The 12,061-nt window shown below is 27.7% G+C and carries 12 protein-coding genes; 2 read left to right on the forward strand and 10 right to left on the reverse strand.

What is annotated here, in order from left to right; translation table 11 throughout:
- From KQI36_RS09330 to cdaA, 8 genes are all read right to left on the reverse strand, one after another.
- On the reverse strand, window positions 1–210 hold the full coding sequence (locus tag KQI36_RS09330) for a 4Fe-4S binding protein (protein WP_010295052.1): 210 nt from the start codon (window positions 208–210) through the stop codon (window positions 1–3).
- 393 nt (window positions 211–603) lie between these two features.
- Window positions 604–1,272, reverse strand: coding sequence for a nucleotide-binding protein (locus KQI36_RS09335; protein WP_216450673.1), 669 nt, complete (start codon window positions 1,270–1,272; stop codon window positions 604–606).
- 48 nt (window positions 1,273–1,320) lie between these two features.
- Complete coding sequence (buk, locus tag KQI36_RS09340) at window positions 1,321–2,391, reverse strand: butyrate kinase (protein WP_216450674.1); 1,071 nt, start codon at window positions 2,389–2,391, stop codon at window positions 1,321–1,323.
- Window positions 2,392–2,428: 37 nt separating this feature from the next.
- A complete protein-coding gene (ptb, locus tag KQI36_RS09345; protein WP_216450675.1) occupies window positions 2,429–3,334 on the reverse strand; it encodes a phosphate butyryltransferase in 906 nt (301 codons plus the stop codon).
- A 105-nt stretch (window positions 3,335–3,439) separates the two neighbouring features.
- A complete protein-coding gene (gene buk / locus KQI36_RS09350; RefSeq protein WP_216450676.1) occupies window positions 3,440–4,534 on the reverse strand; it encodes a butyrate kinase in 1,095 nt (364 codons plus the stop codon).
- A gap of 303 nt (window positions 4,535–4,837) precedes the next feature.
- Window positions 4,838–6,442 carry an NAD(P)/FAD-dependent oxidoreductase gene (locus KQI36_RS09355; RefSeq protein WP_216450677.1) on the reverse strand — a complete coding sequence of 535 codons (1,605 nt, stop codon included), beginning with the start codon at window positions 6,440–6,442 and terminating at the stop codon, window positions 4,838–4,840.
- Window positions 6,423–7,670, reverse strand: coding sequence for a CdaR family protein (locus tag KQI36_RS09360; protein ID WP_216450678.1), 1,248 nt, complete (start codon window positions 7,668–7,670; stop codon window positions 6,423–6,425). The genes KQI36_RS09355 and KQI36_RS09360 overlap by 20 nt, the downstream gene beginning before the upstream one ends.
- Entirely contained in the window at window positions 7,640–8,488 is an 849-nt protein-coding gene (cdaA, locus tag KQI36_RS09365) for a diadenylate cyclase CdaA (RefSeq protein WP_010295070.1), read from the reverse strand. The genes KQI36_RS09360 and cdaA overlap by 31 nt, the downstream gene beginning before the upstream one ends.
- A 484-nt stretch (window positions 8,489–8,972) precedes the next feature.
- On the opposite strand from cdaA, the gene KQI36_RS09370 reads away from it, so the two are divergent.
- Together KQI36_RS09370 and KQI36_RS09375 are read left to right on the forward strand one after the other, a co-directional pair.
- Window positions 8,973–9,956 (forward strand): hypothetical protein, encoded by a 984-nt coding sequence (locus KQI36_RS09370; protein WP_216450679.1) that lies wholly within the window; start codon window positions 8,973–8,975, stop codon window positions 9,954–9,956.
- Between the two features lie 84 nt (window positions 9,957–10,040).
- Window positions 10,041–10,205, forward strand: a complete 165-nt coding sequence (locus tag KQI36_RS09375; RefSeq protein WP_216450680.1) for a hypothetical protein — start codon at window positions 10,041–10,043, stop codon at window positions 10,203–10,205.
- Between the two features lie 127 nt (window positions 10,206–10,332).
- On the opposite strand, the gene trxA is transcribed toward KQI36_RS09375, so the two are convergent.
- Complete coding sequence (gene trxA / locus KQI36_RS09380) at window positions 10,333–10,644, reverse strand: thioredoxin (protein WP_216450681.1); 312 nt, start codon at window positions 10,642–10,644, stop codon at window positions 10,333–10,335.
- A gap of 117 nt (window positions 10,645–10,761) precedes the next feature.
- Window positions 10,762–12,051: a tol-pal system YbgF family protein gene (locus tag KQI36_RS09385; RefSeq protein ID WP_216450682.1), complete on the reverse strand. Its 1,290-nt coding sequence runs from the start codon at window positions 12,049–12,051 to the stop codon at window positions 10,762–10,764.
- Window positions 12,052–12,061 lie beyond the last annotated feature (10 nt).

The following is a 12,061-nucleotide window of genomic DNA, read 5'->3' on the forward strand; positions in this document are numbered from 1 at the left end:
TTATTTTTCAACTGTAATTACAAGATCTGGACACATTTTTGCACATGATGCACACCCTATGCATTCAGCTTGTTTTTCTTCTATTACTGTTGCTGGATGATATCCTTTTACATTTAACCCTTGAGAAAAACTTATTATATTTTTAGGACATACAACGATGCAATTTCCACAACCTTTGCATCTTTCTTCTCTGAAGCTAACCTTTGCCATAACTTTCCCTCCTTATAATGTTGCAACTTCAATATAAAATATATATAAAGATAATTTTATATATCTAAGCTACCCATATTTTTAACTCTTCAAATAACACTTAATCCCAAATCATGCTTGTACTTTTATTGTAACTCTATTTTGAATACGTTGTCAATTCAGTTTATTAATAATATTCTAACAATTTGTTAAATTCTATTTTATAATTTTTTTGTATTTAGAACTTTCATTATATTTTTACTCTAAGCACCCTAGAAATACTAATAATATTTTAGTTGACTAGGTCTATATTAACCTTATGCATAGAAACTTTATATAATTACTTATATAAAAAATTAATCATATTTCCTATAATAAGTTAAATATTATAGGAAATATGATTTTACTTTTCTTTTATTTTCTCCAAGGTGGTAGCATGTATATCTTTATAGGAAATAATTCAGCACTAACGCTATTTTTCACTTCATCAGCCATATCAGCTGTGCAAACTGTATATTGATGTGGTATGTTAATTTCCTTTGATAAATTTGCAACATACTTATCACCCTTTAAAATATGCTCTTTAGTTGTTTCATAAGATAAGTTTGTATTAGACACTAAATGTGTAACATTTAATCTTGATGCCTTCTGTATAGCATCTATATATTCTTTAACACCTTTATCATCAGATGTAAGTGGTCTGTTATTATTTATGACAAAGTACATATCATAAGGTTCTTCTTTGAAAAATTTATTATATTGGCCAAGTCCTACAGCTCCTGCATCATCTCCACCAACATCAAAAACAACCTCGTAACTTTTATCATTAAAAACAGCCATGACTTCAGCTGGAACAACCATTAGTTCAGCATTTACATACTCAGGATTAGATGATATTACTCTTATGTTATAATTTTCTTCTAAATCCTTTTTTAAGTCTCTTACACAGAAATAAGGATTTACAATATCTAAATCAACTATAGCAACTTTTTTACCTTTTTTAGCTAAATCAATTGCATAATTTATTGCTATCTCAGTTTTTCCACTACCAAAATGACCTGTAAAAACCCTAATTCTACTCATATTATCACCTTTTCTCTTTAGATACTAAATATCTAAAAATTATTTAGATTATTTGTATTCTTTAGCTGTCTCTTCGCCATTTAATACTCTTAATCCACCTTCTGCTAATGCTAATAATTCATCTTCTCCTGGGTAAACAACTACTTGAGAAATAAATTCTACTCTCTCTTTAATATAGCTTACCATAGCTTTTGAATAAGCTATACCACCTGTAAGTATAATAGCATCAACTTTTCCTTTTAATACTGCAGCACATCCACCTATTTCTTTAGCTGTTTGATATCCCATAGCATCAAATATTAATTTAGATTTTTCATCTCCAGCAGCAGCATCATCATCTACTTTTTTAGCATCATTAGTATTTAAGTATGCTACTATTCCACCTTTACCTGTTATTTTCTTATTTACTTCATCTTTAGTGTACTTGCCACTAAAACACATATTTACTAAATCCCCTATTGGTACTCCACCACTTCTTTCTGGTGAAAATGGTCCATCGCCATGTAATGCATTATTTACATCGATAACTCTTCCATGATTGTGTGCTCCAACTGAAACTCCACCACCCATATGTGCAATTATTAAATTTAAATCTTCATAGTTTTTGCCAGTTTCTTTAGCAAATCTTCTTGCTACAGCCTTTTGATTTAGTGCATGAAATATACTTTTTCTTTCTATTTCTGGAATTCCTGATATTCTTGCAACATCAGCTAATTCATCAACAACAACTGGATCAATTATGAATGATCTTATGTTTAAGTCATTTGCAATTTCACGAGCAATAATTCCACCTAAATTAGATGCATGTTGCCCTTGAACTCCAACTTTTAAATCTTCTATCATGGAATCATTTATTTCATAAGTTCCACCTTCTATTGGTTTTAAAAGTCCACCTCTACCAACTACTGCGCTTAATTCTTTAATATCAAAATTCTTTTCTTTTAATACATTAAGGATAACTTCTTTTCTAAAATTAAACTGATCATATATATTTTTATATTTTCCTATTTCCTCTGAACTGTGTCTTAATGTCTCTACTAATACAGGTTTTGTATCTTCATAAACCCCTATTTTTGTTGAAGTTGAACCTGGATTAATTATAAGTAACTTAAATGCCATAACTTTTTCCCTCCTAAAATTGTAACGTGATTAAACCCTATTTATTATGAGCAACTAACGCTGCTAGTGCTATTGAATTCATTTTTGTCTCTGGTGAATCTGCTCTTGAAGTAACTATAACCGGTGCAGCTGCCCCTGCTAATAATCCTCCATTTTTAGATTCAGTTGTGTATGTTAAACATTTGTACATTGCATTACCTGCTTCTATATTTGCCATTAAAAGTATATCCGCATGACCTGCAACTGGTCCTGAAACACCTTTATGTTTTGCTGCTTCTTCTGATAAAGCATTATCTAACGCTAATGGTCCATCAACTATACAACCTTTAATTTGTCCCCTATTGTTCATAGCTGTTAAAGCTGCTGCATCTAAAGTTGCTGGCATTGCCTCATTTACAACTTCTACTGCACATATTGGTGCTACTTTTGGTGTTTCTATACCAATTGCTTTTGCAACCTTAACTGCATTATTTATAATGTCTACTTTTTCTTTTAGTTCAGGATACATATTAAATGCTGCATCTGTTAAGAATATCATCCTGTCATATCCAGGTATTTCAAAAACAGCTATATGAGACATTTGTTTTCCTGCTCTTAATCCCACTTCCTTGTTTAATACAGCTCTTAAGAATGATGCTGTATCAATTAATCCTTTCATCATCATGTCAGCTTTTCCACTTGAAACTAGTTCAACTGCTTTTAATGCTGCTTTTTTTGCATTTTTTTCATCTACTATTTCAAATTCATTCATGTCCATTCCAATTTTTTCACCAATTGAAATTATTTTTCCTTTGTCTCCCACCAAAACTGCGTCTGCTATTTTATTATTTTTAGCATCCCTTATAGCCTCTAAAACTGGCTCATCTTGAGCCACAGCTACTGCTACCTTTTTCATCGGTTGTGCTTTAACTTTTTCAATAATTTGTTTAAATGAATTTGCCATTTATTTATCCTCCCCATGATTTTATATATATAAAGATAAATAAAACTATAAAAATTTTAAATTTGTGATTTATACTATTTTATTTATCAATATTACAAATTTATATTATTTTAAAGTCAAAATCTCTTGTTCATATATTTTGCTCTTCTCTTCACCATTTAAAATTCTTAATGCTCCTTGTGCAAGTGCAAGCATTTCATCTTCCCCTGGTACTAAAACTATGTCTGCTATAAATTCAACTTGCTCTTTAATCCAATCCATAAGTCTTTTATTATGAGCTAGTCCACCTGTAATTATTATATTATCCACTTTCCCTTTAATCACAGTTGACATTGCACCTATTTCCTTTGCTATTTGATATGCCATAGCTTTTAAAATAAGTTCTGCTTTTTTATCCCCTTTGTCTATCATTGAATCTACAATTCTTCCATCATTAGTTCCAAGATATGCAACAAGCCCACCTTGTCCACTTATTAGTTTTGCTAATTCTTTATGAGCGTATTTACCACTAAAGGCCATCTCTACAGTGTCACGCACTGGTAATGATCCACTTCTTTCTGGTGAAAATGGACCTTCATGATTAGCATTATTACAATCAAGTAACTTTCCATCTTTAAATGGTGAAATAGATATTCCTCCACCTAAATGAGCAATAACAAAGTTTGACTTATAAAAATCTAAACCTTTATCGGCACAAACTCTTCTCGCAACTGCTTTCATGTTTAAAGCATGTACTAAAGAGCGTCTTGGTATTTCTGGCATACCTGATATTCTAGCCTCATCACATATTTCATCTACTGCAACTGGATCTACTATATAAGCTTTTATATTTACTTTTTTTGCTATTTCATTTGATATTATTCCACCTAAATTAGATGCATGTTGTCCCTGTATTCCTATTTTTAAATCTTCAAGCATTTTGGCCGAAACTTCATATGTTCCACCTGGCATTGGTCTTAAAAGGCCACCCCTTCCAACAACAGCTGCTAATTCGTTTAACTTTACTCCTTTTTCATCTAACCACTGAAGTATAACCTTTACTCTCATGTCCTTTTGGGCATATATTGTTTCAAATTTATTAATTTCCTTAATATCATGACTTAAACTCGTTGATACTATGCAATCATTTTCTTTAAATATAGCTAATTTTGTTGATGTAGAACCTGGATTAATAACTAAAACATAAGATTTTTTTGCCATAATTAATACCCCCAATTTATTTGAAATTTTTACATTAATTTAATTTAGTATGTTAATATTAAAACAAACTAATCTAAATATTAAAATTAATTTAATTATATAAAAATTTCTGAATCTTAATTGCATTTTTTTATCATATATTAAACTTTTATATTTATATATTTAAATTTTAATGCAATTTTATATATCTAAATCCAACTAGAATACGTATCTAGTTGGATTATAATACACTTTTTTGCCTTGTTTAATTTTCCCCTAATAATATTTTAACAAATTAGTTACATAAATATCAATAAAAATAATCTAATAATTAGGTATATTATATTTTTTAATTACATTTTCTGCAACTTTTAACCCATCTATTGCTGCAGATATAATTCCACCTGCATATCCTGCACCTTCTCCTGCAGGGTATAAACCTTTTGTTGATATACTAACATCTTCTTCATTTCTACTTATTCTAACTGGTGATGAAGTTCTAGTTTCTACTCCAGTGAATATAGCTCCACCTTCTGCAAATCCACGTATTCTTCTATTAAATACTGGCATAGATTCTTTTATTGAATCTACAACATATTTGGGTATACAGTTTTTAAGTTCGCTAAATTCTACTCCTGGCGCATACGTTGGAGTTACTCCTTTTAATTTAGTGGATTTTCTATCATTTAAAAAGTCTTCAACTAGCTGTACAGGGGCATTATAGTTTTTACCACCTACTTCATAAGCTAATCTTTCATATTTTCTTTGAAATTCTATTCCAGCAATAGGAGAATCACTTCCAAAATCATCTGGTCCAACAGAAACAACTATAGCTGAATTAGCATTCACATTATCTCTTTTATAGTTGCTCATACCATTTACTACAACTGTATTTTCTTCTGATGCTGCTGCAACTACATGACCACCTGGACACATACAAAAACTATATACTCCCCTACCTGTTGATTTAGCTGTATTTGTTAATTTATACTCTGCAGCTTTTAATCTTGGATGATTTTTATATTTTCCATATTGATTTTCATTTATTAAATCTTGAGGATGCTCAACTCTAAACCCTATCGCAAAAGGCTTAGACATCATAAAAATTCCTCTTTTAAATAACATTTCATATGTATCTCTTGCACTATGTCCTATTGCTAAAATTAATACTTCACACGGTATCTTTTCACCATTTACAATTATTTCTTTAATATTATTATCTTTAATAATAATATCCTCAAGTTTAGATTTAAATCTAACTTCTCCACCTAATTTTATTATCTCTTTACGTATTGTTTTTACTACATTTTTTAAAATATCTGTTCCTATATGAGGTTTAGCCATATATAAGATTTCCTCTGGAGCTCCAGCTTTAACAAGTTCCTCTAAAACATATGCACCCCTATAATCTTTTGTTCTAGTAGTTAGTTTTCCATCAGAGAAAGTTCCTGCTCCACCTTCTCCAAATTGAACATTCGACTGAACATTAATCTTTCCGTTTTCCCAAAAATTATTAACAGCTAATGTTCTAGCATCAACGTCTTCTCCACGTTCTATTATAATTGGCTTGTATCCTTTTTGAGCCATAATAAGACCAGCAAAAAGTCCTGCTGGCCCCATACCTACAATAATTGGTCTAGTATTTAATTTTTCTGACCCAAATTCTATTTCAGCATTATATTTAACATTTTCTATTGTTACATCCTTATCATTAGCCTTTTTTGCTACTTTTTCTAAATTGTCACAAGTAATCTCTACTGCATAATTAAATTTTATATTGTCTTTTTTTCTAGCATCAATAGATTCTTTACATATTCTAAAATTCTTTATATCTTTTTCACTTAATTTTAGTTTTTTAGCTGCTTTTGTTTTTAACGTATTTATATCTTCTTCTATACTTAAAGATAAATTATTCACCTTTATCCACATTTTCTTTGTCTTCCTCCGAATTCTTCTTTATAGTTACTTTTACACTCTCTAAACTTTGAGATACCTTTCTTAGATTATCAGGTATACCTACTATATTTATAGGCAAAGTGTGTTCTCCTTCTGCAAGTCCAGACAAATCTATATTTGCACTTATTTTACTTGCATCTAAACTATTTATATCTGCTTCACTTCCAGATAAAACTATTTGCACTGTATCTTGTCCTAATGTTATTGTAGATTTTTCTGGTGGATTTGTATAATTTATAGGTACATTAACAGTCTTTTGTAATGTTTTATTTACTACAACATTGATTTTAACATTTACTGTATCTGTTGATAGTTTTAAATTATCAGGAATCTGTAATTTTACTTGTAATGTTGTACTTTCAGATATTTGACTTAAATCTATTGGAGATGTATAAATCACCCCTACATCTGCAAGTTGATTACCATCTCCAGATATTTCAACATTTTTAGGTTCTACTTCTACACTTTGCAATGACCCATTATTTACAGCACCAGTAACCTTTGCTTCTACTGGCACTATCTTACCTTTACTTATGGGTATTTTTACATTTGCATTAGTCTCTGAAAGTGTAACTTCTTTTACCACATTTCCATTTGCATCTACAGCATATAACTCTGCTGACTTATTAACATCACTTTCTATAGATGCTGCATCTATATTAGCAACAACACCTGTAACTTTATCAACAAATTGTTTTGCACCATAAACATTAACAGTTTTAGGTTCTACTGTAGCTTCTCCAGCGTGTATACCTGCTGGCAAATCACCTAATATATTAGGTGTTATCGGTAATTCTTTTTCTTGTAAATTATCTATTTGAATCTTAATCCAAAGATTTTCACTGTTTACAATACTTATATTGTTTGGAGCTTCTTTTATTTCAACTGGAATTGTATTTTCTCCAGCTTTCAAAGCATACTTACTCAAATCTGCAACTATTTTAAAATCTTTTGTTTTATTTATTTGATATACAGATGTAGCCGCACCCTTCACAGTTAGACTTATATTAAATTCTTGATTTGGCAAAACTACTAATTTATTTTCCTCAAGCACTTCTATATTAGTTATTTCTACTGGTACATATCTTATTACATGATTAGTTAATGGATTTTGTATATTTCTTATATATAACCATAGTACAAAGGAGGCAATTACACAACAAACTCTAATTAAAACGTCTTGTCTTTTCGCTTTATCCATCTTTTAACCCTCTCTTTAAATGTTTCCTTATTCTTATTCCTACTTTTCATAATTTTAACGAGAATAGTTTTTAACTTTTCTCCATCATAATGTCTAAGTAGCCTTCCATTAACCGCTAAAGAAATAACACCTGTTTCCTCTGATACTATTATAGTTAAACAATCTGTTAATTCTGTAACACCTATACCAGCTCTATGTCTAGTTCCTAATTGCTTGTTAAGTTTATCATTACTAGTAAGTGGCAAAAAACATCCTGCTGCTTCTATTCTGTCATTTTTTATTACTGTTGCACCATCATGTAATGGTGTATTTACCACAAATATATTTTGCAGTAACGCAGAGGATACAACAGCGTCTATTTTTGTTCCTGTTTTTATTATGTCTCCAAGACCTGTTTTTTGTTCAATTAAAATAAGTGCTCCGGTTTTATCCTTTGCAAGGGCTTCAACAGCATCAACTATTTCATTTACAACATTATTCATAACTTCTTCGTCTTCATATATTATTTTATCCACAAAAGACGTTCTTCCTAAATGTTCTAATGCCTTTCTTACTTCTGGTTGGAATATAATAACAATAGTAATAACTCCTATTGTTATAGTGTTACTCAATATCCAACTTAACATAGTTAAATTGAAGAATTCACTAATAGGTATTAATAAAAATATTAGTAACACACCTTTTAAAAGTTGTTCTGCTCTAGTTTCTTTTATAAGAATATATCCTTTATAAAAAATTATGGATACAACTAGAACATCAATAGCCGAAGATATACTAAATCCTTTTAGGCTATTCATAAATAAATTAAAACCCTCCATTTGCTGCCTCACCTCTCTATTTTACCTTTTTCTTTTATTAAAATTATATGAAATAATCTTGTATTACATAATCAAAAACTAAATATTTATTTGACAAAAAAATATTTATATATACATATAATTATACACTAATACCTTTATTTATAATACATTATCCAATTTATTTTTTATAAATTCTTATTATATCCCCCTATAATTTTTTTCAAAATTTATTAACAATTTAGTAATAAGATTTTCCCTTTAAATTTCTATAATTTAATATTGTTTATAATGATTTTATTAATTAATTGTAAATTTTATTACTACTGAAATTTTATTATTATCTAATGAATATTTTACGTTACAAATTAATATATGTTTATTAGCAATAAAATAAATTTTAAGTGCTTTATATTTAAAATGCACCTAATTCTCAATTTTTAATACAATTTTCTTAAATAAATTTTAAATTTAATTTTATTTATAATAACAGGAGGATTTTTAAATGAACATAATTATATCAGACAAGAAAAATAAACTTCTTATTTATTTATTAGTCATAGTTGGTTCAATATCTTTATTTTGTCTAAGCTTTAATATATTTAAAGAAAAGTCACTACCAACATCTTCTTCTTCACATTCCATATCTGATATTCTTGAAGATGTACAAGCTATAAACAATAAGTGTACTTCCTTTTGCAAAAATGGTGAGTTAGACTGTGATATAGCCCTAAAAAATATATCAAATATAAAAACTAACTTATCTAAATTAAGAAATAATTTATCATCTTCTAACGAAAAACAAAAATCTTTAATAAATGCACTAGATAATAATATACTTATTTATGATCAAATGTATTCAATGTTAAAAAATTCTAAAGCTAATGATATTGAAGTATCTTCAAAAAATCTAAAAACATATCATAATACTGCTAATAATATATATTCCGAATTAGGTAATAATAATGTACTGAAAGATACTTTTTATGCAATAGAAAGTACTATAAATTACTGTTTTGAAAATACTGTTAAAGATAAAGAAAAAGATATAAAAAATGATCAAGCTGCACTGTTTATTTCATCTTTAGATACAATTTTATCTTCTTTCGAAAAATCTATGGAAGATTTAAATTCTCTTACTAAAGATGCTAGAAATAATAAAATAACTTATGAACTAGCTATATCTAAAGTTGATGATAAAATTAAATCCCTAGAAAGTTTTAATTCACAGTTAAAAAATCTATCTATACCTAACAAAGGAACTATTTCTTATGAGAAATTAATTTCATCTTTTAATGAATATGATAATTATCTAGCAAGTTTTAAATATGCATTATCTATGGAAAAAATGTACTCAGATAACAAAGAATATTCTAAGGAATTTTTTGATTCTCTTTATTCAACTTCAAAAGATTATTTAAATAGCTTTCAAAGTTATTATGACAAATTTAAAAATTCCTATTTCCAGTATAAATCTGATGCTTTATAGATGAAAATAATAATATTTAAAGTTTTATGTATTATTTTTTATATTAAGGTAAAACTACTCTTATATTAAAGAGGTGATTATATAATGAAAAATTTAGTTTTAAAATTTTTAATTTTATCCTTTTTAACTAGTTTTGGATCTATTTCATTCGTTAATTCTGATTTATATGAAGAAACCCTTATAAAATTTAATGGTAAATCAACAGAAGTTTTTACGACCACTAATGAACTTGACTATAATGAAATGTAATTAGTATATTACTATTAAAATATAAAAAACCCAATTTTAAGTTGGGTTCTTTGCTTTAGTCATATAAAAATAAGTAATAGACCAAAATCCAAAAGGATATTTGGTCTATTACTTATTTAATTATGCTTTATATATGCTTTTCTATTATTGCTTTTAAATCTTCTTTATCTTTATATCCTATAGATGTATCTACTACTTCACCATTTTTTATTATTTTTATAGTTGGTATGCTCATAACTTTAAATTGTCTTGCCAATGAAGAATTATCCTCTACATTTACCTTTGCAAATACAGCATCTGGCATCTCATGTGAAAGTTGTTCTATAACTGGAGCTAATCTTTGACATGGTCCACACCAAGTTGCCCAAAAATCAACTACTATTGGTTTTTCACTATTCATTATTTCTGAACTAAAATTCTCTTCCTTTAATTCTATCATAAAAATACCTCCAACATTATATTGTAAAACTTAAGCATAAAACAAATAAAATATATCCATATAATAATTTGTAACCAACTTAATATTTTAACTTAACCTAAAATATAACTTTTTTTGTTATTTGTTGATTATTTCTTTTATTTTAGAATTATTATATTGTGATTCCGAATAATTATCAGACACATCACTAGCATATTGCTTAGCCTTATTTAAATCTATATCTTTATTTAAAATAGCTAGTTTATAAATTACTCCTTCTATATAACTTCCATCTTTATATTTGTTATTATATTCTTCATACCACTTTAATGCATTGGCTATGTCACTTTGACTTTCATAACTTACAGCCATCATATAAATTATATGTTCATTTAAATATATTCCATCACTATATTTATACACTTTATTTAATGTATTGATACTACTTTTATAATCTTTTTTGCTCATATATTCTAATGCTTTTTTATAGTAACTTTCAACTGCTTCTGAATTAATTAGTTCCATTCCCTTTATGTATAATGTCTTATCATTAACATTAAGTTCATCTACCTTAAATTCATTTAAATCTTTTATAATTGTTTCATAATCTTTATTAGATAATGCTGCATTAAACTCATTAAATGGAAACACTTTCTTCTCTTCCACTTTTTCTTTACTGTTGTCTTCTACTACTTTCTCATCTATTTTTTCATCTTTCTTATTTTCCATATCATTTTTTTTACTTTTAACATTTTCTTCAATTTTTTTCTTTTGATTTTTACTATCCACTTCATTTATTAATGCCACATTACTATTACTCCTAAATGCAAAGTAATATGTTCCACTTGTAATAAGTAAAAATATTCCTACTATAGCCAATATAGTTATTGTCTTTTTCTGCTTTAATCTATCTTTGTGTTTTATAGCACCTATATCTTGTAATGATTTAATTATTTCATAAGAAAATTTATTGCTATTATCAAAATTTAATACCTGTTTAACATGATAATAAGCAGTATCATATTCACCTAACCTTACATAGCAAAGAGCTATATTATTGTATAAATTAATAAAATTAAAATGTGAATTTTTTAGACTTTCAAATATGCTTAATGCTTCTTTCACCTTAATTTCTTTCAAAAGTCGTTGTCCTTCTCTAAATTTTTCAAGTCTATCTCTATCATTCCTGCTATCATTTAAATATTTCCTTGATATTTCATCACTATTTACTTTAAAATTTATTTTCCATTGATTTCTTCCACTTTCCAAGTCGCCCTTTAAATAATATATAAGTCCTTTTAAATTCAAAGAAGCAGAATTTCCTCTATCTTCCTTTAAACTTTTGTTACAGTAATCAATGGCCTTTGACAGATTCCCCATATCATAATTTTTTATAGCTTTGGTATAATATCTTTTGCTTTTTTCCATATAAATCACC

Origin of the sequence: Clostridium senegalense (assembly GCF_018916625.1) — a bacterium.
GTDB classification, from domain to species: domain Bacteria; phylum Bacillota; class Clostridia; order Clostridiales; family Clostridiaceae; genus Clostridium_J; species Clostridium_J senegalense.